The sequence below is a fragment of the Rhizobium sullae genome (assembly GCF_025200715.1).
Classification (GTDB): domain Bacteria; phylum Pseudomonadota; class Alphaproteobacteria; order Rhizobiales; family Rhizobiaceae; genus Rhizobium; species Rhizobium sullae.
Window position 1 is genome coordinate 2920420 of the sequence record NZ_CP104143.1, and the last position, 24156, is coordinate 2944575.

Annotated in this window: 27 protein-coding genes and 1 tRNA gene; 14 read left to right on the forward strand and 14 right to left on the reverse strand. The window is 59.4% G+C overall.

All coding sequences use genetic code 11. The features are described 5' to 3' along the window. The first annotated feature begins 216 nt into the window (after positions 1-216). The gene (locus N2599_RS14805) at positions 217-1269 is read left to right on the forward strand and encodes a threonine aldolase family protein (RefSeq protein ID WP_027508027.1); all 1053 of its coding nucleotides are present in this window, start codon (positions 217-219) and stop codon (positions 1267-1269) included. A 13-nt stretch (positions 1270-1282) separates the two neighbouring features. Here the strand turns inward: N2599_RS14805 and N2599_RS14810 are convergent, their stop codons facing one another. Continuing rightward, positions 1283-1411: a hypothetical protein gene (locus N2599_RS14810; protein ID WP_260307423.1), complete on the reverse strand. Its 129-nt coding sequence runs from the start codon at positions 1409-1411 to the stop codon at positions 1283-1285. 206 nt (positions 1412-1617) lie between these two features. Here N2599_RS14810 and N2599_RS14815 point away from each other — a divergent pair, with 206 nt between their 5' ends. Beyond that, positions 1618-2127 carry a BA14K family protein gene (locus N2599_RS14815; protein ID WP_027508026.1) on the forward strand — a complete coding sequence of 170 codons (510 nt, stop codon included), beginning with the start codon at positions 1618-1620 and terminating at the stop codon, positions 2125-2127. Positions 2128-2169: 42 nt separating this feature from the next. Here the strand turns inward: N2599_RS14815 and N2599_RS14820 are convergent, their stop codons facing one another. Next, a complete protein-coding gene (locus tag N2599_RS14820) occupies positions 2170-3027 on the reverse strand; it encodes a LysR substrate-binding domain-containing protein (RefSeq protein ID WP_027508025.1) in 858 nt (285 codons plus the stop codon). Positions 3028-3120: 93 nt separating this feature from the next. Here N2599_RS14820 and N2599_RS14825 point away from each other — a divergent pair, with 93 nt between their 5' ends. Further along, positions 3121-4125 (forward strand): bile acid:sodium symporter family protein, encoded by a 1005-nt coding sequence (locus N2599_RS14825; RefSeq protein ID WP_027508024.1) that lies wholly within the window; start codon positions 3121-3123, stop codon positions 4123-4125. 70 nt (positions 4126-4195) lie between these two features. On the opposite strand, the gene N2599_RS14830 is transcribed toward N2599_RS14825, so the two are convergent. Then, the gene (locus N2599_RS14830) at positions 4196-4663 is read right to left on the reverse strand and encodes an Hsp20 family protein (protein ID WP_027508023.1); all 468 of its coding nucleotides are present in this window, start codon (positions 4661-4663) and stop codon (positions 4196-4198) included. A gap of 403 nt (positions 4664-5066) precedes the next feature. On the opposite strand from N2599_RS14830, the gene N2599_RS14835 reads away from it, so the two are divergent. After that, entirely contained in the window at positions 5067-6041 is a 975-nt protein-coding gene (locus N2599_RS14835) for an alpha/beta fold hydrolase (RefSeq protein ID WP_027508022.1), read from the forward strand. A gap of 12 nt (positions 6042-6053) precedes the next feature. On the opposite strand, the gene hisN is transcribed toward N2599_RS14835, so the two are convergent. Then, complete coding sequence (hisN, locus tag N2599_RS14840) at positions 6054-6827, reverse strand: histidinol-phosphatase (protein WP_027508021.1); 774 nt, start codon at positions 6825-6827, stop codon at positions 6054-6056. Positions 6828-7078: 251 nt separating this feature from the next. Further along, the gene (locus N2599_RS14845; RefSeq protein ID WP_027508020.1) at positions 7079-7960 is read right to left on the reverse strand and encodes an N-formylglutamate amidohydrolase; all 882 of its coding nucleotides are present in this window, start codon (positions 7958-7960) and stop codon (positions 7079-7081) included. Positions 7961-8148: 188 nt separating this feature from the next. Here N2599_RS14845 and cpdR1 point away from each other — a divergent pair, with 188 nt between their 5' ends. From cpdR1 to N2599_RS14860, 3 genes are all read left to right on the forward strand, one after another. Continuing rightward, entirely contained in the window at positions 8149-8511 is a 363-nt protein-coding gene (gene cpdR1, locus N2599_RS14850; RefSeq protein WP_003542883.1) for a response regulator CpdR1, read from the forward strand. An 84-nt stretch (positions 8512-8595) separates the two neighbouring features. Next, positions 8596-8670: transfer RNA gene (locus tag N2599_RS14855), tRNA-Val, on the forward strand. A gap of 414 nt (positions 8671-9084) precedes the next feature. Then, the gene (locus tag N2599_RS14860) at positions 9085-10020 is read left to right on the forward strand and encodes a HEPN domain-containing protein (protein WP_037140855.1); all 936 of its coding nucleotides are present in this window, start codon (positions 9085-9087) and stop codon (positions 10018-10020) included. Between the two features lie 177 nt (positions 10021-10197). Here N2599_RS14860 and N2599_RS14865 read toward each other — a convergent pair whose 3' ends face one another. Next, entirely contained in the window at positions 10198-10332 is a 135-nt protein-coding gene (locus N2599_RS14865; RefSeq protein ID WP_022715855.1) for a hypothetical protein, read from the reverse strand. Positions 10333-10649: 317 nt separating this feature from the next. On the opposite strand from N2599_RS14865, the gene N2599_RS14870 reads away from it, so the two are divergent. Next, the gene (locus N2599_RS14870) at positions 10650-10847 is read left to right on the forward strand and encodes a CrpP-related protein (RefSeq protein ID WP_051336431.1); all 198 of its coding nucleotides are present in this window, start codon (positions 10650-10652) and stop codon (positions 10845-10847) included. A gap of 192 nt (positions 10848-11039) precedes the next feature. After that, on the forward strand, positions 11040-11516 hold the full coding sequence (locus tag N2599_RS14875; protein ID WP_027508018.1) for a hypothetical protein: 477 nt from the start codon (positions 11040-11042) through the stop codon (positions 11514-11516). 3 nt (positions 11517-11519) lie between these two features. Here the strand turns inward: N2599_RS14875 and N2599_RS14880 are convergent, their stop codons facing one another. Continuing rightward, positions 11520-12218 (reverse strand): hypothetical protein, encoded by a 699-nt coding sequence (locus N2599_RS14880; RefSeq protein ID WP_027508017.1) that lies wholly within the window; start codon positions 12216-12218, stop codon positions 11520-11522. 143 nt (positions 12219-12361) lie between these two features. Here N2599_RS14880 and N2599_RS14885 point away from each other — a divergent pair, with 143 nt between their 5' ends. Continuing rightward, complete coding sequence (locus N2599_RS14885; protein ID WP_027508016.1) at positions 12362-12880, forward strand: MgtC/SapB family protein; 519 nt, start codon at positions 12362-12364, stop codon at positions 12878-12880. 28 nt (positions 12881-12908) lie between these two features. Here the strand turns inward: N2599_RS14885 and N2599_RS14890 are convergent, their stop codons facing one another. Further along, entirely contained in the window at positions 12909-13106 is a 198-nt protein-coding gene (locus tag N2599_RS14890; protein WP_027508015.1) for a hypothetical protein, read from the reverse strand. 73 nt (positions 13107-13179) lie between these two features. Then, the gene (locus tag N2599_RS14895; protein WP_027508014.1) at positions 13180-13413 is read right to left on the reverse strand and encodes a hypothetical protein; all 234 of its coding nucleotides are present in this window, start codon (positions 13411-13413) and stop codon (positions 13180-13182) included. Between the two features lie 404 nt (positions 13414-13817). On the opposite strand from N2599_RS14895, the gene N2599_RS14900 reads away from it, so the two are divergent. Next, positions 13818-14945, forward strand: a complete 1128-nt coding sequence (locus tag N2599_RS14900) for a DUF475 domain-containing protein (RefSeq protein ID WP_027508013.1) — start codon at positions 13818-13820, stop codon at positions 14943-14945. Positions 14946-15050: 105 nt separating this feature from the next. Here N2599_RS14900 and N2599_RS14905 read toward each other — a convergent pair whose 3' ends face one another. The 5 genes from N2599_RS14905 to N2599_RS14925 all read right to left on the reverse strand — a co-directional run bounded on the left by N2599_RS14905 (position 15051) and on the right by N2599_RS14925 (position 19717). Then, entirely contained in the window at positions 15051-15221 is a 171-nt protein-coding gene (locus N2599_RS14905; RefSeq protein WP_086995223.1) for a hypothetical protein, read from the reverse strand. A gap of 159 nt (positions 15222-15380) precedes the next feature. Continuing rightward, complete coding sequence (locus tag N2599_RS14910) at positions 15381-16898, reverse strand: tripartite tricarboxylate transporter permease (RefSeq protein WP_027508012.1); 1518 nt, start codon at positions 16896-16898, stop codon at positions 15381-15383. 11 nt (positions 16899-16909) lie between these two features. After that, the gene (locus tag N2599_RS14915) at positions 16910-17401 is read right to left on the reverse strand and encodes a tripartite tricarboxylate transporter TctB family protein (protein ID WP_027508011.1); all 492 of its coding nucleotides are present in this window, start codon (positions 17399-17401) and stop codon (positions 16910-16912) included. Then, positions 17398-18342: a Bug family tripartite tricarboxylate transporter substrate binding protein gene (locus N2599_RS14920; RefSeq protein WP_027508010.1), complete on the reverse strand. Its 945-nt coding sequence runs from the start codon at positions 18340-18342 to the stop codon at positions 17398-17400. Before N2599_RS14920 ends, N2599_RS14915 begins: the two co-directional genes overlap by 4 nt. A gap of 310 nt (positions 18343-18652) precedes the next feature. Beyond that, positions 18653-19717: an ABC transporter substrate-binding protein gene (locus tag N2599_RS14925; protein WP_086995232.1), complete on the reverse strand. Its 1065-nt coding sequence runs from the start codon at positions 19715-19717 to the stop codon at positions 18653-18655. A 338-nt stretch (positions 19718-20055) separates the two neighbouring features. On the opposite strand from N2599_RS14925, the gene N2599_RS14930 reads away from it, so the two are divergent. From N2599_RS14930 to N2599_RS14940, 3 genes are all read left to right on the forward strand, one after another. Beyond that, entirely contained in the window at positions 20056-21936 is a 1881-nt protein-coding gene (locus N2599_RS14930; RefSeq protein WP_027508008.1) for a TPR end-of-group domain-containing protein, read from the forward strand. Positions 21937-22037: 101 nt separating this feature from the next. Then, complete coding sequence (locus tag N2599_RS14935) at positions 22038-22715, forward strand: response regulator (protein ID WP_027508007.1); 678 nt, start codon at positions 22038-22040, stop codon at positions 22713-22715. Continuing rightward, the gene (locus tag N2599_RS14940; RefSeq protein WP_027508006.1) at positions 22712-24094 is read left to right on the forward strand and encodes a sensor histidine kinase; all 1383 of its coding nucleotides are present in this window, start codon (positions 22712-22714) and stop codon (positions 24092-24094) included. The genes N2599_RS14935 and N2599_RS14940 overlap by 4 nt, the downstream gene beginning before the upstream one ends. Positions 24095-24156 lie beyond the last annotated feature (62 nt).

A 24156-nucleotide genomic window follows, 5' to 3' on the forward strand; every position in this document is an offset into this window, starting at 1 on the left:
AAGAGCGCGCGATTAAAAAATCGTCAATTTGGGACTGAAGATTGCCGAATTAATAGGAATGACGAAATTAAATTACATATTGCCGCACTATTTTGTTTATTGATTGCGGAGTTCAATTTTTGTGATGCATTGCAAGGCAGATGTTTGATCCCGTGAAGCTTTGGCGTAATGTCCCTGCCGAACTTGCCAACCCCACATTTTCCCCGACGGTTCTTCATGTTTTTTTCTTCCGACAACTGGGCTGGCGCCCATGAATCCATTGCCCAACGCCTGCTCGCCGAATCCGCCGGTTTCGCTTCCGCATACGGCACCAGCAATCTCGATAAAAAAGTCGAGGTGCGCTTTTGCGAAGTCTTCGAGCGCGAAGTCGCTGTCTTCTTTGTCGCGACGGGTACGGCTGCGAACTCCCTTTCTCTTGCGAGCGTCCAACGCCCCGGCGGCGTCGCCTTCTGCCATTCGGAGGCCCATGTCATTGAGGATGAATGCGGCGCACCGGAATTTTTTTCAGGTTCCGCCCGCCTTGTCGCTGTGCCCGGAGAGTCCGGCAAGATCGATCCGGCAAAGCTTTCGGCAAAGATCGCAAGCTTCCCTGAGGATGACGTGCATCACGGCCGCGCGAGTGCCGTCACTATTACCCAGGCCACCGAGATCGGTACCGTCTATTCGCTGCCGGAAATCGGTGAGATTTCCGGCATTGCAAGGAAGCGCAACCTGGCCCTTCATATGGATGGCGCACGTTTTGCCAACGCACTCGTGGCGCTTGGCGCAACGCCTGCCGAAATGACCTGGAAACGCGGCGTGGACATGCTTTCCTTCGGCGGCACCAAGAACGGCTGCTGGTGCGCGGAGGCGATCGTCTTCTTCAATCCGGATCAGGCCAGAGAGATGCCCTTCACCCGCAAGCGTGCCGCGCAGCTCTTCTCCAAGTCGCGCTTCATCGCCGCCCAGTTCGACGCCTATTTCGAGAACGATCTCTGGCTCGGTCTCGCCCGCCACGCGAACCGCATGGCGGACGGCCTTCGCGTAGGCATCGGCGCCAGCAATTCGGCGAGACTCGCATGGCCCACCGCCACGAACGAAGTCTTCGCCGTCGTCACGACGGCGGCGGCGAAGATCGCCGAGGGAAGGGGTGCAAAGTTCTACGAGTGGCCGGTTCCAGCCGCAACCCCGGAACTCGTCGGCGGCAACGAGACGTTGATCCGCCTCGTCACCAGCTTCGCCACGACGGAAGCCGATGTCGACGGCTTCCTGAAATGCCTGGCGGCATAAAGGCCGATTACATTTAGTTCTGATGGCCGTAGACGGCGGATTGCGGGGCACCGCGAGCCGCCTTTTCCGCTTCGTGCCCGATCACAAGGATCATCATTACACAGGCCACCAGCCCGGATACGAATAGTGCGCCATACATCATCGGTCCGTCCTCCCTTGCCCCGAGCGACGACCGTTACCGGTTCCTAAACTAGGAGTCGGAATCTCACCAAACAGCTAAGCGAAAGGGTTGAGAGGGGCTTAAAACGGTAAGCAGCCGGTTAACTTTTGCGGGCGAAATGCTGCGAATGTTCCATCGACTGGAACTTTAAGGAGGGTTTCTCGTTTATGAGCGAAAGGTGAAGAGCCATGAAAAAGTTAGCAGTCGCGCTCATGTCACTTGTGACGGCTTTTGCCGGTATTCCACCTGCCGAAGCATTTCCGGTTGTCAATTTCGAAAAACCGAAGGTGGTTTCGAACATAGAGCAGGTTCAAGACCGCCGCCTGATCATCCGCCGATGGAATGGACGCCGCTATTATCCGGGCTATAGGAACTACGGCAGCTATCGCTACCGAAATTATGGTGGCTATCGCTACCGAAATTATGGTGGCTATCGCTATCGGAACTATGACGGCTATTACGGCCGCCGCTATTACCGGCATCGTAATAACGACGCCGCGGCCATTATTGGCGGATTGGCACTCGGTGCGATCATCGGCGGTGCTTTGGCTCAGCCACGTTACTATGCTCCGGCGGGCTACAATGGCGGCAACGCCCATACCCGCTGGTGCTATAATCAATACCGCTCCTACAGGGCCTGGGACAATACTTTCCAGCCGTACTATGGCCCGCGCCGGCAGTGCGTTTCGCCTTATTGATCGGCAAGCAACCGGAACCCGCCACCAAGCGGGTTTCTATTTCTATGCGGCTGATCGCAGGCCCCGCACCTTCCCAAGAATATCCTCCGAAAGCGCCGACACCAGCGCCTGATCGGCCCCTTTGCGCGGCACCAGCACGAATTCCACATCCTCCAGCAGCGGCAGCCTTGCCGCACCAATCTCTTTCAATCCGGAAGGAGCCATGCTGCGCGGCTGCACCAGCACGCCCATTCCAGCCCGCGCCGCGGCTGTCAAGCCACTGAGGCTGCCGCAGGTGCAGACGATCCGCCAAGGCACCTGCATCCGGCTGAGGGCCTCGAGCGCAATGGTCCGTGTCACGCTCGGCGGCGGGAAGGCAATCAGCGGCAGCGGTCCCTGCGCAAACACATGGTCCGGATCGCGCGCCAGCCAGACGAGCGGCTCGCGATAGACAAGCGTGCCGCGGGCATCGCCGAGCCGGCGCTTGGCGAGCACCAGATCGATCTCGCCATTGTCCTGCATCTCGTAGAGCGCTCCAGAGAGCGCTACCGTCAATTCCAGATCAACCGACGGATGCGACCGCACGAAATCCTCCAACACGGCCGGAAGCTGGCTTGTCACGAAATCTTCCGAGACACCGAGGCGGAGCCGGCCACGCAGGCTGCTATCCTTGAAAAGCGATTGAACCTGTCCCTCGATCGAAAGCATCATGCGCGCATGCGAAAGCAGCGCTTCCCCATCTCCGGTGAGTACGACCTTGTGGGTATCGCGAGCCAGCAGTTTTCGCCCGAGGGTAGTCTCCAGCCGCTGGATATGCTGGCTGACGGTCGATTGCCCAAGACCCAGCCGCTCGGCCGCGAGCGTGAAACTGCCCATCTGCTCGACGGCAACAAAACTGCGCAATTGCGTCAAATCAAGCACGGAAATCCCAGTTCGCGATAACTGTTATTCCTTGCATCCTGAATCATAATTAGCGACAAAGCAACGAGCTTCTGAAAATGCCGAGAGAGCATCATGCGCCGCTTCTTGCCCGATACCTTCACGATCCTGCTCGTCTGTACTGTCATTCTTGCCTCGCTGCTTCCGGCAAGCGGCACTTTCGCGGATTATTTTGGCGTCGCCACTAATCTTGCCATCGCTCTGCTCTTCTTCCTGCATGGCGCACGGCTCTCCAGTGACGTCGTCATTGCGGGCCTCTTGCACTGGCGGCTGCACCTCGTCATTCTGTTGACAACCTTCGCCATCTTCCCGCTGCTCGGCATGGGGCTTAGCCTGATCCCGGATTCGATCTTGCCGCGGCCGCTTTATCTCGGCATTCTTTTCCTGTGCGTCCTGCCATCCACGGTGCAGTCTTCGATTGCCTTCACCTCGATGGCAGCTGGCAATGTGCCGGCGGCCATCTGCTCGGCCTCTGCTTCCAACATCTTCGGCATGTTCCTGACGCCGCTGCTCGTCGGCCTGCTCTTTTCCGTTGGTGGCCATGGCGGCTTTTCCTGGGATGCGCTGGAGCAGATCCTGCTGCAACTGCTTGCGCCCTTCGTGGCCGGCCAGATCCTGCAGCCTTGGATCGGCAACTGGATCCGCGCGAAGAAAAAGGTCCTGATGCCGGTGGATCGCGGTTCGATCCTGATGGTCGTCTATCTCGCTTTCAGCACCGCGGTGGTCGAGGGACTGTGGCACACCTTCTCGGTAAGAGACATCGCCGTCGTCGTCGTGCTCGACATGCTGCTGCTTGCGATCGTCCTGATGCTCACGATGCACGGCAGCCGCTTTCTCGGCTTCAACAAGGCCGACGAGATCACCATCACTTTCTGCGGCTCGAAGAAGAGTTTGGCAAGCGGCGTGCCGATGGCAAGCGTCATCTTCGCCGGCCAGTCGATCGGCGCAATCGTCCTGCCGCTGATGCTCTTCCATCAGATTCAGTTGATGGTCTGCGCCGTGATCGCGCAGAAATATGCCGCAGCGGCCGCGCACCGGATAACGGAAGAGGAAGCCGAAGAGGCTGCAAGCCCGGCCTGATCCGCAGGTAACAAAAAAGCGGCGCCCCAACGGAGCGCCGCCTGCCTTTTCCTATCCTGGGAGGGATCGGTTAGTTGGCGACCTGGGCCTCGATAGCCTTCGGCGCGCTTACCGGCTCTGCGGCAATCGCGATCTTGCGCGGCTTCATGGCTTCCGGGATGCTGCGAAGAAGGTCGATATGGAGCAGGCCGTTCTTCAGCGAAGCAGCGGTTACCTCGACATGGTCGGCAAGTTGGAAGCGGCGCTCGAAGGCGCGCTTGGCGATGCCGCGATAGAGGAACTCGCTGCCCTCCGCATTCTCTTCGCTCTTTCCGCCCTTGACGGTCAGCGCGTGAGCTTGAGCCTCGATGGAGATTTCGCTTTCATCGAAACCGGCAACCGCCATGGTGATACGGTAGGTGTTTTCACCGGTTCGCTCGATATTGTAGGGCGGATAAGTATTGCCCTGATCCGGCTGAGACAAGCTATCAAGCATGGTGAAGAGACGGTCGAAACCGACGGTCGAGCGATAGAGTGGAGAAAAGTCGACGTGACGCATGATGTCCTCCTGAGGAAGCGACGTGTTGCGATAGATGCCCCTGAAACCCCATATTCGGCAGCTTCGGGACGGTTCAGCGGACCCCTTTTGGCACCCGCAGAATTGAGATGGTGATCGACTTTCCGCAGTTCAAGCCCCCGTTTGAAGCCAGGTGAACAGGGCATGAACGCGCGGTTCGGCATGCGTTCAGCCGCACTTCTGTAAACATTGTATCGTCGGGTAATCAAACTGGCCCGATGGCTGAAGTGCATCGTCCCTTCTTCTTCAGTCCGATTTGCGGCCGGCGCCGGGCATCCCCTCAGATCGCCCCGCCGGTCTCTTTTTCTTGCTCCAGCTTAAGAGTTGATTTTCCATCTCCGTGCATTATCCCCTACATTCAAGGCGGCATCGAAAGCAGCGGCTTATGGACAGCGTCCTCATCTCCACACCTGACAATCCGGTTCCAGCAAGCCGCACAGAGGGCTATTTCGAGACGCATGACGGCTGGAAGCTGCGCTATGCGGTATTCCGGTCCGATACCTCCGTTGCGAAAGGCACGGTCGTCATTCTCCAGGGGCGCAATGAATGTATCGAGAAATATTTCGAGACGATCCGCGATCTGACGGCAAAGGGCCTCTGGGTTGCGATCTTCGATCTTCGCGGTCAGGGCGGTTCGCCACGGCTCATCAAGAAGCGGCAGCATGGCCATGTGCGGCGCTTTTCCGACTATGAACGGGACCTCGACACCTTTTTGGAGAAGGTGGTGCTGCCCGACACCCGCCTGCCATTCTATCTGCTCGGCCATTCGACCGGCGGCCTGATTGCGCTTTCGGCAGCACCCTATCTGACGACGCGCATCGAACGCATGGTGCTTTCCGCGCCCTTCATCGGCCTGATCGGCCAGGCGGCGTCAGCCTCGACCATCCGCCGCCTCGCCGCCACGGCTTGCGCGCTCGGGCTCGGCTCGCTGCCGCTAAGCCGCAAACTCCGGGAACTGCCTTTTCAGGACAATCCGCTGACATCGGACGAAGTGCGTTTCGAACGGAACGTCGCTATGATGAAGGAGCACCCGGAACTGACACTCGGCCCGCCCACAGCACGCTGGTTGCACGAATCCTTCAAGGCGATCGAGAGGGTTCTAATGCCGAGCCATCTCTTTTCGATCACCATCCCAACGATCGTCATTGCCCCGACCCGCGACGGCGTCGTGCCTTATATCGCGCAGGAACGGCTCTCCCGCTATTTCCGTGCCGGCCAGCTCGTGCCCATCAATGGCGCGCGGCATGAGATTTTTCAGGAGCGCGATGCCTATCGCGCCGCAGCACTCGCAGCGTTCCATGCGTTTATCCCCGGTAGCGACGCCGAGGCCAGGAAAGAGGTCGAGGGGATCGGTGTCTGAGCGGACGGTAGCTTAGCGCTGCAGGATCGCAAGTGCCTGGTCGTAAACAGCACGGCTGCCGGCAGCGATGATCGAGCCACCGTTTTCCGGCCGCCCGCCCTCCCAAGTCGTGATGATGCCGCCGGCATTTTCGATCACCGGAATGATCCCGCCGACATCGTAAGGCTTGAGGCCGTTTTCGATCACCAGATCGACATGGCCGGCCGCCAGCAGTGCATAGGCATAGCAATCCGTTCCGTAGCGGAAAAGCCGGACTTGGCTTTCGATCTCACGATATCTCTCCATTTCGAAGCCGGTGAAGAGATGCGGCGACGTGGTGAAGAGGATCGCCTTCGAAAGCATGCCGCAATCGCGTGTCTTCAAGCGCCGTTCGCCCTCCGGCCCGGAATAGATCGAGCCGTTCTGATCCGCAAAATAGCGCTCACCAGTGAAGGGTTGCTCGATCATACCCATGATCGCCCGGCCGTTCTTCTGCAGCCCGATCAGCGTTCCCCAGACCGGCACGCCGGAAATGAAGGCCCGCGTGCCGTCGATCGGGTCGATGACCCAGACATAGTCGCGATCCAGCCCGACATTGCCATGTTCCTCGCCGAGAATGCCATGATCAGGAAAACGCTCTTCAATCAGCTTGCGGATTGCAGCTTCCGCTGCCTTATCGCCCTCGGTAACGGGATCGAAACCGCTCGAAAGCTTGTTTGTGACATCGAGGCCGGACCGGAATCGCGGCAGCGTTTCAGCCTTGGCGGCTTCCGCCAGGCGATTGAAGAACGTGCGGTCAGGGAGCATGGGCAATCCGTTTTTCTGGGCCGTGTCGCGCGCATTTCTTAGCGGAATTGCGCTCGAATGCAAACGTTTCAGGCATTTTCTCGATAGCTGCCTAAAGATTTTGCATTGCAAAATAATGATTGACAATTGTGCAGCGCAGCAGTAGCGTCTTCATACAGTCTTCTGACTGTAAATACCCTCCTTGGGTGTTTCCTCCCTAGACTTAGCCGCGCTGAACAGCGCGGTTCTTTTTTGAGCGACTGTCTAGGAGCTTATTCGGCAGCAAGCGCCGTATCGATCGAGAATTGTTCCACGTAGCTCGCCATCTGCCGCATGAAACCCGTTACGGCGTTGACGATCAGCGGAAAATCCGTGTGCTTTTCCAGGGTCACTTCGTCCACGTAGATCGCCCGGTTCACCTCGATCTGCAGGGCGTGCAACCCTCGCGCCGGCCGACCGTAGTGTTCGGTGATGAAGCCGCCAGCATAAGGCTTGTTGCGGATGGCGGTGAAACCCATCTCCTCGAGAATACTGATTGCCATACGCGAAAGCTCGGCCGATGCGCTGGTGCCATACCGGTCGCCAATGATGAAGTCGGGCCGCGTATTGCTGCCTGCGACACGCACATTGCCCGGCATGGAGTGGCAATCGATCAGCACGCCGAAGCCGAACTGCACGTGGGTGCGCGCAATCAGGCGACGCAGCGCGGCGTGGTAGGGTTTATAGATACTCTCGACCCGATCGAGCCCTTCCTGCACCGGCAGCCGACGGGCATAGATTTCCATATTCTCGGCAACGATGCGCGGAATGGTCCCGAGCCCGCCTGCAACACGCAGCGAATTGATGTTCGCATAAGGCGGCAACAGCCCATCGAACATGCGCGGATCGAGTTCGTAGGGTTCGCGGTTCACATCCAGATAGGCGCGCGGGAAATTGGCGAGAAGCAAAGGCGCGCCGAGCCGACTGGCGGCGGAAAAGAGCTCGTCGACATAGTGATCCTCCGACCGGCGGATGGAAATGCCCTCGAGCCGCGACTGGGCGATAAATTCCGGTGGATAAATACGGCCGCTGTGGGGGGAATTATAAACGAAGGGAATGGTCTGCGACACGGGCTCACGGATCTCAAAAAGCTCGTATTCGCGAATTTCCGGCACCTTTTTCCCTCTTAACCATGTCACAGGACGGCTGCTTCGCCCATGTTGCCAGTTGCCTCACCTCAAGTCCATACTATGTAGCGGGGATGACAGCCTGGGGTAGGCAATTCACCGGTTGTTTACCGGCTAAAGTCTAGTGTAAATAGCTGGCACCTCCCACCAAAACCTATTCACAATCGGTCTGGATAATGACTCAGAAGATACTGCTCGCCGAAGACGACAACGACATGCGCCGCTTCCTCGTGAAGGCGCTCGAAAAGGCCGGTTACAAGGTCCTGTCCTACGACAACGGCGCAAGCGCCTATGACAGGCTCCGTGAAGAGCCCTTCTCCCTGCTCCTGACCGATATCGTCATGCCGGAGATGGATGGCATCGAGCTCGCGCGCCGGGCGACCGAACTCGACCCGGACCTCAAGGTTATGTTCATAACCGGTTTTGCAGCCGTCGCGCTCAATCCCGATTCGAAGGCGCCGAAGGATGCAAAGGTGCTTTCCAAGCCCTTCCATCTTCGCGATCTCGTTGATGAAGTAAACAAAATGCTTGCCGCATAAGGCTTGCGGCCGGCGCGTCACAAAACTTCAAAAAAGCCTATTGACGGCTCCCAAGGTTTTGTGATCTATGCGCCGCCATCGGATGGGCGTGTAGCTCAGCGGGAGAGCACTACGTTGACATCGTAGGGGTCACAAGTTCGATCCTTGTCACGCCCACCATTCAGATCGCTTAAAATTCAGGGCCTTTCGAGAAATCGAGAGGCCCTTTTTACATAGTGCTCCTCCCAGATTCAGCAAACCTTGAAACACTATCATCCAGTGCCGTTTTCGGAGCTTCCGAAAGACCGACAAGAAGCCATCCTCAAGTTCTTCAAAGCACTTGCCCGGAGGAAAGCGAGGCTGGATTACTGCAGTGGGCGCTTGCCAGTGGCGCTCACTATCAGCGACCCAATAGACCGGAGCGGCCTGTACGGCCGTGAACGAAGCCGACATCAATACTCGAGAGGGTTATCGCCACCGCGCCAGCAGCATGCAATGTTGCTGATTTGCCGCCAGAACAAATAGCTATCGGTTGCATTTAATGCGCGTCTCTCGTAAAGAGTTTAGATGCGCAACAACCGATGAGCCGTTACGATGGATACGATTCCCACCGAAGGCTTTGACGCGGCCGTGACCCTGACAGACCATCTCGACCATTTGCCCGACAAGAAGCGCCGGGAGCTCGCCCGCATTCTGCAGATCCTGTTTTTCGAGGTCGAGCAGTTCCGCGCCAGCAAGCTGTCCGGCAAGAAAGCGGCCGGCAAGGTGCTCAAGGTGGTGCTCTACGGCTCGTTTGCCCGCGGCGACTGGGTCGAGGATCGCTCAAGCGGCTATCGCTCCGACTATGACCTTCTGATCGTCGTCAACACCAAGAGCTTTGCCGAAGAGCATGAGCTGTGGGAGGCGCTGGAGGAACGCTTGCTGCAGGAGCAGATCAGCCACCGGATCGAAACGCCGGTGATCCCGATCGTGCACTGCCTTTCAGACGTCAACGACCAGTTGGCACGCGGCCGGCCGTTTTTTACCGACATCGCCAGGGATGGCATCGTGCTCTACGAGGAGCCCGGCCATCCTCTCGCCCAGCCGAAGGCGCTGACACCAGAGGAGGCAACGGCTGAAGCGCAGCGGTATTTTGATCAGTGGTTTCCGACCGCTTGCCATCGATTCGAACTTGCAGAGATTGCAGCTTCGAAAAGTTACTCAGTTGAGGCAGCCTTCGACCTTCACCAAGCGACAGAGCGCTTTTACCACTGCGTCTTACTGACTCTGACGCTATACAGTCCGAAATCTCATCGCATCAAGGTGCTGCGCTCGCAAGCCGAAAGCGCCGATGCGCGACTGGTTTCCGCCTGGCCGCGCGACACGCGTTTTGCCCGCCGTTGCTTTGAGCTTTTGTCTCGCGCGTACGTCGAGGCGAGATACTCGTCGAAATACACGATCAGCAGTGAAGAGCTGCAATGGCTTGTCACTCGCGTGAAGGACTTGCAGGCGCTCGTTGAGGAGATCTGCAAAGACCGTCTTGGTCCATGAAGCCGGATCTTCCCCATATTGAGCGGTCAAAGCGTTGTTCCACGCTAGAAAGGGGATTTCGCCAAGCCGCTGGTAGGCGAGTTATCTTCCAGGAAGCGAGCAATCGCGCCTCACAGCGCAGAACTGCGCTCTCGCTCAACACGGCTGACAAGCCAGCCAAAACCCCAACAAGCACTTTTACTTCGTAAGCGTGGCGTCTTCAGATAGAGTTGCTGCGGTTTGCAGGTTCGGCGTCTCAGGGATGGCTGCGATGAAGAACATCGTGAACGCATAGACTGAGAACAGCGTCAGCACCGCGGTCAATCGAATCATTCAGTATCTCCTTATTCACAAGGAACAGCTTGACCCATATCGGAGCTTTCCCAAACCGTTTTCTGAACGGGAGATGAACAAAAACTTGTGACAGAGCATTTTAACGATATTTTTACAACACATTTTGGAGAGTCTCTCCTGTTCCCGCGGGGGCTTATAAGCCGGAAGAAGGAGGGTTCCATGACCGTGACGAAGGTATTGCTCCATTTGAGCTAATCCTGTGAATAGCGGGAATCGACACCGGCCCTCTGGACATTAGCAAGGAGAAATGTTTGCCTAGGCAGGCTGGCTGAGGGGCCGGCGGTTGGGGGCAAGCGATGGAAATCGAAGAACTGCTCGACATGCAGGAGCGCGGAATCCGCGACCGGGTCCTTGGCTACACTTTGAGCGACAACCCCATGTCGCGGCCGGAACTGATGCCGATCCGCGACGTCACGGAGCTTGAGGTGTGGTACGCCCGCTACGAAGCATGGCGCTTCGGCTGGTCCGTCGAGGACGCCAACCGGCGCCATTGAACAGGCGAAGACCTATTCAGCCCCGCTCAAGCAAGACGGAAGACTGAGGCCGGCCGTTGTTGTTGACGGCCACGCTTCCCGGAACGGGTCGCTATCCCTGCAGCGGCCCGTTTTCTTTGAGTGCGGCAAATTTCGGACACAGAAACATGCGACGCCCGTCCGGCAAACCAGCATGACAGGAATCCTGAACAGATGAGACTGATAGTGATTGCAGCCGCGGCGCTTTCCGCCGCAGCTTTCGCCTCCGGCGCCAGCGCCGCCTCCCAGAATTTTCCAGGTGCCGGCGTTTCGACACTCGCGGGCAAATGCGCAAAACTCGTCGTTGGCAAAGTGGATGCAACGAAGGGCTGCAAGGGCGAACTCGCCAGCGTGGGACTGCCGAACGGTCAAGTGACCTTCATCTTCACGTCAGGCGGCAAGATGCTTGGCTTTCAAGGCGATGGCACCGCGATCAAGCCGGCATCCAACGGCAATGCCCGCATTCCGCTCAAGATGGTAACGACGGGCGCCGGCGAGAAAATGACAGGCCAGGTCAAGGTGGCAGGCACCTGCACCTTCGGCAATCCTTACGGCGGCAAGCCTATCGTGATCGAATGCACCGCCGAGAGCAAGGATACGGCCTTCACCGGCAGCTTCCGCACCAGCGGTAAGGCTCCGAAGCAGAAATAGACCTCAGGTGCACCACCCACCGGCAGCGCCTGGCTTGCGGGCAAGTCCCTCGTTAATCAGTTGAGTGCCCAAGGAACGGCCACCGCGCGAAATCACGTGCGGCGCACCGGCACCGACCGGCTTGCCGGCAGCGTTCATGACGAAGGGCCCGGCATTCAGAAATTTGAGCAGCCTCGATTTTGCGGCAAAGCCGATCCTCCGCTCTCCTTCGCAACGCGCGGCGCCGACGTCCGGCACGGCCATATCCGCGATCAGGATCTTTTCACCCTTATACCAAAAAGTCCCGCCGTCTCCGACGCAGTTCATATGCTCGCCCTGCCCGCAATAGCCGAAGGCAGCGCGGGCGTTTTCCGAACTGGCGGGTGATGCGGCCGTCGAGGACAGCTTCACAGGCTGCGCGGCAGGAACCGGAACGGCGGCAGGCGGCACGGGGCGCTGCGGCTGCGAAACAGCGGCCTGCCTCGGCACACTCTTGGCGACAGCCGCTTTGGGCGCATCTGGCTTGATTGCAGCGGTAATCGCAGCTGTATCCAGCGCCCGTGAGGCAAGGATCGGCCGCACGCTCTTCCAGTTGTCGTAAAGAGCAATGCCGCTTACGGCAACGGCGCCTGCGAAGAGCCAGGGCAAGGCTCCGCCCTGCCCCCTGCCCTTCGATTTTGCGGATGATTTGCGGCGGCGGCCGCGAGGTGCAGTTCTAGCCATCTGGTCCGAATCCCGTGATGGCCGATTATCGCCTCCCAATCCTTTCCGAAAGGTTGGCATGAGCGCTCACACTCCTCCCGGCGAACAAAGAGCCACGCAGGACGTTAGCTCGCGGAGATGTTTTCACCGGAAGAGTTCCCGTCATGGACGTCATTTTTGCCGACATGTTCCCCGAAACCGGTATTCATTATTCGGTCATCTTTGCGCGGCTCATCGGCGCGATCGTCCTCGGCGGCGTCATCGGTTTCGAACGCGAGGTGCGCGACCATCCTGCGGGCCTCCGCACTCATATTCTGGTGAGCCTTGCTGCAGCGCTCTTCGGGATCATTTCCATCGAAGCCGTGCAGGTGCCGAGTTTTGCCAACGACCAGCAGGTCCGCATCGATCCGCTGCGCGTCATCGAGGCCGTGACGGCGGGCGTCGCATTTCTGGCCGCAGGCATGATCGTTTTCTCGAGAGGTAAGGTGAAAGGACTGACGACCGGAGCTGGCATGTGGCTCTCAGGCGCGATCGGCCTTGCCATGGGCTTCGGTTACTGGCCGGTCGCCTTCTTCGCGACGGCGGCTGCAGTCTGCGTCCTGTTTGCTCTGGGTAAAATGGAGCAGCGCCTGGAACGCGATTCCGGAAAAAATCTGCCGCCGGAGGATGAGGCCGACTCATAGAAAACGCCAGGCATGCAAGCGCTTCCTTTTAATTGCGATCAGAATTAGCGGGCTGCCCTGTTGACCTGTCGTTCTCGGGAGGCACGTTCGTCCCACCGCCAGTGATATTCCCGAGTGCCGTTTTGCGCTTCTGGATATCGATGCCGTTCCCGAAGGCTTCCTTGAGAGCCTGCCATTCGCTTTCGTGTTTCAAATAGATGTCCTGCGGCACGAGATCAGTCGTCATGTGGTCCTCACATTTTTGTCCGGGCTTTAAATGCAAAAACCCCGACGACGGTTCCCGCGCCGTCTGAAAAAATCTAGCGGCGCTGTTTGCGGCCTTTGGACGCTGCAGTGTCGGGACCGCCTTTTGAAAGATCAGCACCGGTGACATGAGCCGGAAAATGAATGTCGTCCATCGGCGTCTGCGGCAGCGTCAGATCGACATGGTGCGGCGGCAGCACCTGCACCTTCTGCATGCGGTTTGGCTTTGCCCGCTTCATGCGGTCAGCCGCTTCCGCCCGCTTGTCGGGAGAATGAGTCGAAGCCTGCATCGTTGTCCCTCCTTTTTATCGCGCCGGCAATGGAGTTCCATTGCCTCAACCAGAGCCTAACGGGCGGGCGGCTGCATGGTTCCAAAGAAAAGCTCCGGCGCGTACTGCGGCCGCCTTGACTGCCGCCGCAGGTTAACTACCTAGAAGGCTGTCTGCAGCCAAAATGATGCGCATGGTTGCCCCCCGTGCAGAAGCATCGGCTGCAGGACAAACACTGGTGCCGGGCCCCTCTGGCGAGAGTTTTTACGGCGCTCTCGTGATGTCGGTACCGCCTGCAAATAGCCGGCGGATTTTCATTCGATGAAAAAGCTCACAATTCCTCACGCGCATATCCCTTGCGATATGCCGCGCTTTTCAATCACATCATCCTTCAAAAACGATGTCCGCACCAAAGGAGTGCGGCCATGAAGCAATCCATCAGCCATAAACCCACGCTTGGCTATTTCCGCTGGGCTTTCATCATGACGGCATTTGGCCTGGCGCTCGGCGCTTTGCTGGGCTGGCAGTCCACCGGCACGATCAGCGGCATGGCGACGATCTTCTTCATCTGCGCGGTTCTGGCAGTGCTGGAGATTTCCCTCTCCTTCGACAACGCGATCGTCAATGCCAACAAGCTCAATGAAATGACGCCAGCCTGGCAGCACCGGTTCTTGACCTGGGGCATCATCATTGCCGTCTTCGGCATGCGCATCGTCTTTCCGCTGGCAATCGTGGCGATTGCCGCAAATATCGGCCCGATCGACGCCGTGCTCCTCGCAGCGCGGCAACCGGCCGAATATGCACGCATCATGAACGAGGCCCATCTGCCGATCGCAGCCTTCGGCGGGACCTTTCTTCTGATGGTCGGCCTTACTTACTTCTTCGACCATGAAAAGGACGTCCATTGGATCGTCTCTCTCGAGAAACTGATGTCGCGTGGCGCAACGATCAAGGGCATCGAGATCGCCTTCGTTCTCCTGCTGATTCTCACTTTCGCTTCACTGCTTGAGGGCGAAGAATCGACGACGTTCGTCTACAGCGCGATCTACGGTCTTGTCACATTCTTGGTCGTCGAAGTGATTGGCGCACTGCTGGATGCCTCGCAAAGGGCCATGTCAGAGGCGGCACGCGGCGGCCTCGGCGCATTCATCTATCTCGAGGTGCTGGATGCAAGCTTCTCGTTCGACGGCGTCATCGGCGCTTTCGCCCTGACGCAAAACCTTTTCATCATCGCCATCGGTCTGGGCATCGGCGCGATGTATGTACGCTCGATGACGATCATGCTCGTCGAAAAGGGGACGCTGACGCATTACCGCTACCTGGAGCATGGCGCATTCTACGCGATCCTGATCCTTGCGATCATAATGTACGTCCAGACCCTCTTCCACATTCCGGAAGTCGTCACCGGTCTCGGTGGTGCAGCACTCATCGGCGTCTCGCTCTGGTCTTCGATCCGCCACAACAAGCGGAAAGGCAAGAAAACCCAAGCGGAAGCGGAAGCGAAGGCGCAAGCCGAAGCCCGTTCACCTGCCCGCGAGCGGCTGAAGGCCTGATGCAAGCAAAGCCGCAGCGTTTCATGCGTTGCGGCTTGTCCGGGGCAAAAATAAAGCCCGCGACCAACCGGTTGCGGGCTGTTTCATTCGTAATATATCGGCAGATTAACGGCCGATATGGTCGAAGGCGTCCGGCGCGATACCGAGAACCTTGAGGTCCCGACCCTTCGGACGGCGACCAGCTTCGAAAGCTGCGCTTACGGCATTTGCGGCGCCGATCACAGCGAAGGCACGGCCGAAGAAACCTTCCCGAATGGACTTGCTGTAGGAGGACATTTATTTTTCTCACTTAGCTTCATTATTGACTGCTCACATATGATGCGCCGCAGCATTTTCCACAAGTGACGGGAATTCAGGCCTGCCATGCAAAAACAAGCAGCCGGCCCATGTTTCATGGCCGGCCGCAAGGCAGGGGTTCGAGCAGTATTTTTTCTTTTAGTCTTCGCTTGCAGCAAGTTGCGAAAGAACTTCGCCGCGGCCGCGTATTCTCAAGATCAGCGGAATGATAAAGGCCGCAGCCGCAACGATCAGCAGCCCGGCTGCAATCGGCGACATGACAAGCGTCGTCACGTCGCCCTGGCTGATGGCGAGTGCCCGCCGCAACTGCTGTTCGGCAAGCGGCCCGAGGATGAGGCCGACGACCGCAGGCGCGATCGGATAGCCGAAGAGCCGCATGATATAGCCGAGAACACCGAAGGCGAGCAGCATGCCGAGTTCGAACACCGACGGATTGGCGCCGATCGTGCCGAGCGTCGCAAACAGCAGGATGCCGGCATAGAGCCAGGGCTTCGGAATCGTCAGCAGACGCACCCATAGGCCGATCATCGGCAGGTTGAGCACGAGCAGCATGGCATTGGCGATCAAAAGGCTGGCGATCAGCCCCCAGACAAGCTGCGGATTGGACGCAAACAGCAGCGGCCCAGGCTGCAGCCCGTACTGCTGAAAGCCGGCGAGCATGATCGCCGCCGTTGCCGTCGTCGGCAGGCCGAGCGTCAGGAGCGGCACAAGGGTGCCAGCCGCCGACGCATTGTTTGCCGCTTCCGGACCTGCAACACCTTCGATCGCGCCTTGACCGAATTCTTCGGGATTCTTCGCAAGACGTTTCTCGGTCGCATAAGAAAGGAACGTGCCTATCTCGGCACCACCGGCCGGCATGGCGCCGATCGGGAAGCCGATCAGCGTGCCGCGCAACCAGGGTTTCCAAGAACGGGACCAATCCTGCGCCGTCATCCACAGCGAGCCCCGGACGGCTTCCACTTTTTCCTCGCCGCGATTGCCTTGGGCGGCGATGTAAAGCGTTTCTCCGATCGCAAACATGGCAACCGCAAGCGTCGTCACTTCGACACCGTCAAGGAGATCGGGAATCCCGAACGAAAGCCGTGCCTGACCCGTTTGCTGGTCGATACCGACCATGGCAAGGACAAAGCCTATGAAGAGGGAGGTCAAGCCGCGCAGCGCTGAGTCCCCGAAGGCCGACGAAACGGTCACAAAAGCGAGTACCATCAGGGCGAAATATTCGCGCGGGCCGAAGATCAGCGCCAGTTTGACGATATAAGGCGCGACGAAAGCAAGCCCCAGCGTGGCGATGAGGCCGGCCACGAACGAACCGATTGCCGCTGTCGCCAGCGCCGGACCACCGCGGCCCGCGCGTGCCATTTTATTACCTTCAAGCGCAGTGACGATCGAGGCGCTCTCGCCCGGCGTATTCAACAGAATGGAGGTCGTCGAGCCACCGTACATGCCGCCGTAGTAGATACCGGCAAACATGATCAGCGAGCCGGCCGGATCGAGCCGGTAGGTGACAGGCAGGAGAAGGGCAACCGTCAGCGCAGGGCCAATGCCTGGCAGAACGCCGACAGCCGTGCCAAGCGTAACGCCGACGAATGCGTAAAGCAGGTTCATCGGCTGCATGGCGACCAGTATACCCTGGAAGAGGAATTCAAAGGTGCTCATCGCATCCAATCCTAGAAGAAGAGTCTTTCGAGCGGCCCGGCAGGCAAGGTGAGCTGCAGCAGTTGTGAGAAGATGGCCCAGACGATGAAGCTGAAGACGATGCCGAAGGGAATCGAAAGCCAGAGCTTGCGGCGCCCGAAGCCGCGTGCCGTAAACGCAAAGAGAATGCCGGTGGCAATCGAGAAGCCGGCCGTTTTCAGAAGCAGCATTTGTGCCGCAAGACCGGCAACGATCCAGATGACGGGAGCGACTTCCTGGCGTTCGCGCTCGGAAAAATCTCCGCGCAACGCCTCAAAGACAGTCCAGATGCCGAGGCCAATCAACCCGAACGCCACGACCTTGGGCGCGGTGGCCGGCCCGATGCGGGCATATTGCGCGATCGCTCTCATATGCGTGGCGTCCCAAAGCATGACGGCCGCAACGACGAAAAGACAGATGGCAATGATCAGCGCCGCCCAATCCGGGCGGCGCTTCGTTGCCAAGGGTGCGTTGCCCCTGCTCATTTAACAAGCCCGATCTCTTTGAGGATGCTCTCGGTAGCCGAAACGTCCTTCTCGAGCTGCACCTTGAAGGCATCGCCGGCGAGGTATGTGTCGGCCCAGCCCTTCGTCTTCAGGATTTCCTGCCAGCCTGCCGACTTGGAAAGTTTGTCAAAATCAGCAGTCACAGCAGCCGTCTGCTCAGGCGTCAGGCCGGGAGCGGCGGCGACCATGCGCCAGTTCTGCACGCTGACATCGACGCCAGATTCTTTCAGCGTCGGGGCGTCGACGCCCTCAATGCGCTGATCGCTCGAGACGGCGAGCAGGCGGAGCTGCCCGGCCTTTACCTGCGATTCGAATTCGCCATAGCCTGAAATCCCGGCCGTCACCTGTCCGCCGAGGATAGCGGCAAGCGCCTCGCCGCCGCCCGAGAAGGCGACATAGTTGATCATCGTCGGATCGACGCCGGAGGCCTTCGCGATGAGACCGACCGCGATGTGGTCGGTACCGCCGGCCGAACCGCCACCCCAGGACACCGAACCCGGATCAGCCTTCAGCTTGGCAACGAGATCGCCCATCGTCTTGATGTCGGACGACGCCGGAACGACAATGGCTTCATACTCACCGGTCAGGCGAGCGATCGGTGTGACGTCCTTCAGCGTGACAGGCGATTGATTGGTCAGGATCGCACCGACCATGACATAGCCGCCAACGATCAGGGCGTTCGGATTGCCGCTGTTCTGGCTGGCGAACTGCGCCAGACCGATGGTGCCGCCGGCGCCCGGAACGTTCTGAACCTGAACATTGCCGGAGATGCCTTCCTTCTGCATGACCGTCTGCAGCGAACGGGCCGTCTGGTCCCAGCCGCCGCCAGGTGCGGCAGGCGCCATGATGGTGTAGTCGGCCGAATAGGCCGGCAGCGCGATAGCCGCTGCGAAAAGCGTAGCAAGGAAAGTATGCTTCACGATGTGTCCTCCGTGACCGCGGTGAGCGCCGCGTATTGTTCTCAAGGGAATCGGGAAGCAATGCCGGGCAGCGGACTTGATGGTCCGCAATAGCGACGGAAACTCCTCCCGAAACGTCTGCCCTCCGCCTCCACGGAGAGAAGTGCCAGAACCGCACCACATCAAGCTGTCATTTAGCTGACATTACCAGGATATCCAGCGCCGATGACACTTTTTTGCCGTAATTCGAGCATGGGGCGCCCGGTCACGCCAGCGGCACACACCTCAAATCCGCTTCAGCAAAGGACGGGAATGCGAACGCCGCCATCATCTACCGCGTCCGCAGCACCTCGTTCCAATGGGCGATCAGCCGCGCGCGTTTGACCTGGTCGAGATAGACCATCAGGCCAGGGCTTACCGGAACGGGCCGGAGCTGGGCGCCGAGAAGTTCCTGCAGGGTATTGGCCGTATTCTCGCCCGCGACCTCCGGGCTGACAGCGGGAATCTGGAGCTCGCGGGCCATGATCGTCTGTCCCTCCTTCGACATGAAGAAGGTGAGATATTGCCGCCCGAGTTCCGGCTCGGCAGCGGCCTGCGGCACTAGGCCGATCCGCGACATTACGACGGTATAGTCTTTTGGCAGCACGATGCCGACATCAGGGTGCCGGGACGCCCAGTCCGCCGCATAGGAGCCGAGGATGTTGTAACCGAGCACGAAGCGCCCGTCGGCGACCCGCTCCAGGATCGCCGAGCTCGTCGAATAAAGCTTGACGCCAGCAGCTCCCATGGCCCGGATCACTGACCAGATGTCCCCGAACTGCTCCTGATCGCGCGCCATGAAAAGAAAGCCTACGCCGGAGCGTTCGATGTCATAGGTGCCGATCCGGCCGTAGACCGCGTTGCCCTTGCGCTTCAGATAATCGACGAATTCCGCCCGTGAACTTGGTACCGGCTCATGCGTGAAGCTCGGCTTGTGATAGACGAAAACGGCCGGCTCGAAAGTGAGCGCATAGGCGGTGTTCCGCCAGTTTGCCCATTTCGGCCATTGCCCGCTCATCGGCAGATTGCTGACCTGCGCGTAGCCGTCGTTGGAGAGCTTCACCTGCAGGTCCATCGCCGACGAAAAGGCAAAATCCGCCGTTTTCTTCCCGGCATCCGTCTCCCGCACGATCCGGTCGTAGATCTCGCCCGTCAGCATGTCTTCGTAACGCACGGCGACATCCGGATTGGCCTTCTGAAAGCCATGGATCATCGGTTGGGCTAGCGGCTCGTCGAGCGAGGAATAGACCGTCAGCACTCGTGCATCCGCCTTGCCGGATTTCGCGGGATAAAAGGCCTGATCCGCAAGCGCGAGGTGCGGTGTAAGACACAAAAGCAGAATGAAACGGATCCTCATGCGCCCAACAATGCATCAGCGGCCGCAAGGGCACAAGCAGCCGACCGCATCAGGAATTTCAAGAGAGTGCCGCTGAGGCGCGGATCGGCTCGTGTTGCGAATCGAGGCACTGCCTCAAAATATGCTTTTGGCAGGTTGCCACCGCCAACCAATCCTAAAGGATTAGCGTTTGGCGCAATCTTCGCCCGAACGGTGTATTGATGCGTGGCCACAACATAATAGGTTCAACCAGCCGCGAAGCACGCCGATATCGCAAGACGCGTCTTGCAGGGGGATGGCTTTGCGCGGTCAAAATCTGGAAAAGCGAGACTGACATGAGAGAATCCATGGAGAGAGTCATGGAACGGCGACTGAGTGCTATTCTCGCCGTCGATGTCGTCGGCTTCAGCCGGCTGATGGGTATCGATGAGTCCGGCACGTTGCAGGCGCTGAACCGCCACCGCTGCGAACTGATCGATATTCGAATCTCAGACTACAAGGGCCGCATCTTCAAACTTACTGGCGACGGCATCTTCGCCGAGTTCCAGAGCGTGGTGAACGCGGTCGCCTGCGCCGCCGAGATCCAGCGCAGCATGGCCGTCCGCAACGAGGACGTACCGAAGGAGGAGCGCGTGGAGTTCCGCATCGGCATCAATCTCGGCGATGTTATCGTCGAGGATGGCGATGTCTTCGGCGACGGTGTCAATCTGGCGGCGCGGCTGGAGCGCGTCGCGCCTCCGGGCGGCATCGCCGTTTCCTCCATCGTTCGCGATCAGGTGGGCTCGCGCCTCAATCTCGGCTTCGACTTTTTAGGTGAACACGTGTTCAAAAATATCAGGCAGGCCGTCCCGGTCTACACGGTCGCCTTCAACGCGCCGACTTCGGCGCGCTTCGTGGCACAGAACCGCAATACCTGCTTCGTCGCCGTCCTGCCCTTCACGAACATGAGCGGCGACGCCGATCAAGACTATTTTTCGGACGGGATAACCGAAGACATCATCACAGACCTCTCCAAGATCTCCAGTCTGCACGTCGTTCCACGCAACACCGTCTTCACTTACAAGGGCACGTCGGTAAAGGTGAAGCAGGTCGCTCAGGAACTCGGCGTTCGCTATATGCTCGAAGGCAGCGTTCGCATCGCCGGCAAGCGCGTGCGTATCTCGAGCCATTTGGTCGACACGATGAACGGCGACCATCTCTGGGCCGAACGCTACGATCGCGACCTGACCGACATCTTCGCCATTCAGGATGAGATCACCCATGCCATCGTCAGCCAGTTGAAGGTGCGCCTGCTGCCGGAGGAGAAAAAGGCGATTGCCGTCGAGCCGACCGCCAATGTCGAGGCCTATACCTATTATCTGCGCGGCCGCCAGCTCTCCCATACCTGGACGAAATCCTACCTGCAGCTTGCGCGCCGTATGTTCCTCAAGGCGGTCGAACTCGACCCGGACTACGGCCGGGCCTATGCTGGCATCGCCGATTGCGACGCGGCAATCCGCGATTGGGCACCGGCGGATGTGCCTTTGAAAGGCATTCTCGAAATGAGTGCCCGCGCCCTGGAGATCGATCCGGACCTTGCCGAGGCCCATGCCTCCCGCGGCCTGGCGCTCCACCAGAACGGCGAGGACGACAAGGCCATGGCCGCTTTCGAGCGCGCGCTTGCCCTCGACCCCAATCTCTACGAAGCGAATTTCCACTATGCCCGCTTCTTCTTCATGCGTGGCAATTTCGCCGAGGCGGTGCAATATTTTACCCGCGCCGCCGAAATCCGGCCGGATGACTACGTCTCTCCCATCCACCTGATGTCCGCCTATCTATCGCTCGGCCGGACGTTGGATAAGGAAAACTGGGCCCGCCTCGGCCTCCAGCGGGCCGAACGGGCGCTCAACCTCAACCCGGAAAATTCAGGCCCGGCTCATCGCGGCGCGCTGGCGCTTGCCCATCTCGGCGATGCAGTGCGCGCCTGCGACTGGGCAGCACGGGCCATCGCCATCGATCCAGACGACATCGTCGCCCAGTACAACCTCGCCTGCGTCCATGCCGTGCTGGGAAACGTGGACAAGGCGATCGATATCCTGGAGGAGTTGCTGCCGCGCAGCTCGGTTTACCATATCAAGTGGTTCACCCACGATTCGGACCTGGACAATCTGCGCGACGACCCCCGCTTTCGCAAACTGCTGGCGGAGGCGATGAAGGAGCGCGAACGGATCGAGGGGGGTAGGGAGCGGTGTACTGTGTAGCCGGCCAGGGGCTCCGCACCCAACCATCACCCCACACAATTTCACTATGACATCCATTCCCCATACCTGATAATCTCTCGCAGAACATTGGGGAAACACTGTTGCGCATCCTGCTCACCGAAGACAACATCGCGCTGGCCGACGGCCTGTCTGCGATCTTGCGCGGTACGGGGCATGCCGTCGACGTCGTCCATGACGGCGCATCCGCCGATGCGGTCATCGCGGCGGAAAATTTCGATCTCGTGATCCTCGACCTCAACCTGCCGGAGATGGACGGGCTGGACGTCTTGCGCAGCATGCGCGCCCGGCAGAACCAGGCGGCGGTCCTGATCCTGACCGCACGCGGAGCGCCGGAGGAGCGGGTCAGGGGCCTCGATCTCGGCGCCGACGATTACCTCATCAAGCCCTTCGACATTGCCGAATTCGAAGCGCGTGTCCGCGTGCTGCTCCGGCGCCAGGCGGGCCTGCACTCAGCGACGGTGATGTATGGCTGCGTGTCTTTCGACCTCAAATCCCGAACTTTTTCCGCCGGAAACATGCAGCTTGATATTCCCGCTCGCGAAGTCGGACTGCTTGAAATCCTCTTCATGCGTGCCGGCAAGGTCGTGTCCAAGGAGGCAATCACCCAGTCGCTGACGGCCTTCGACGATGACATTTCCGCCAACGCGATCGAGCAATATGTCAGCCGGTTGCGCAAGCGCCTTGCGCCGCATGGATTGACCGTGAAGACCGCACGCGGCATCGGCTACTATCTCGACAAGCTTCACGAGGCCTCATGAAAGCCGCCTATTCGCTGAGGCGCCGGTTGCTTTTCTGGCTGCTGATCTCCACCGCCGTCATCGGCACGCTAGCACTTGCCGACACATACCGGGAGGCGGTCGAGACCTCGAACATCGTGTCCGACCGTGTGCTTGCCGGTTCGGCGCTTGCCATTGCCGAGCGCGTTGTCGTGGCAGAGGACGGTACGCTGGAAGTCGATATCCCCTATGTCGCACTGGAAATGCTTACGTCTGCTGCGCAGGATCGGGTGTTCTACCGCGTCGATGGCCCGCCCGGAACGTTCATCACCGGCTATCAGGAGCTTCCGGTTCTCAAGGAAACCAAAGGCGACGCGGCCGTCTTCGCAGACGATATTTTCCGCGGCGAACCGATCCGCGTCGCCACGCTGGAGCGCTCCGCCTCGACCGGTATCCGCTCCGTTCCCTTCGTCGTCACCGTCGCGGAAACGACGATCGCCCGGCGCCATCTCGCACGTGCCATCCTTCTTCGTTCGGCTGTCCGCCTCGCCTTCATGATCGCCGGTGCGGCCGTGATCGTCTGGATCTCGGTCTCGGTCGCGCTTCGCCCGCTCTACAAACTTCGCGATGCGATCGGCGAGCGCAGCCCGGACGACTTGCATCCGATCGAGCAATCGGTGCCGAGCGAGGTGCAGCCGCTGGTGGATACGGTGAACAGCTTCATGGTGCGCCTGCAGTCCGCCCTTGACGCCCTTCGGAATTTTACCGGCAATGCCAGCCATCAATTGCGCACGCCGCTTGCCATCATCCGGACCCAGCTCGCGCTTTCCGCCCGCGCCGCAACGCTGCCTGAAGCGCAGGACTCGGCCCTGAAGGGCGACCAGGCCGTCGCGCATGCCGAACGCATCCTCGCCCAGCTGCTGCTGATGGCAAAGATTGACGCCGCAACGGCCAAGGAGGCTCTGGCAGCCTCGAAGATCGACATCGCCGCCATCGCCCAGGACATCACGGGCGAGTTGATCCCCGCTGCCGCCGAAGCCGGTATCGACCTGGGGTTCGAAGGTGAAGGTCCTGCGATGATCCGCGCCGAACCCCTGCTGATCGGCGAATTGCTGCGCAATCTCGCGGGAAACGCTATCGCATATTCCGGCAAGGGTGCCGAGGTCACCGTGCGGATCGCGCAGGAAGGTGATGCCGTGCGTCTCGAGGTTGAGGACAATGGTCCCGGTATTCCGCCGGAGAAGCTCGAAGCCGTGCGCCGCCGCTTTTCACGCGGCGGCAACTCCGATGCGCCAGGCGCCGGCCTCGGCCTCCCGATCGTTGAGGAAATCGCCAATCTTTTCAATGCGATGCTCACGCTCTCGCCAGCGGCCCGCGGCAAGGGGCTCAAAGCCGTCGTCGCCTTTGCAAAAGTGTCGTAAAGGCTGCAGCGTTAGCCTTCCGCCTTGCTTTCTCTCGCTGCATTGCACACTATCGACAATGG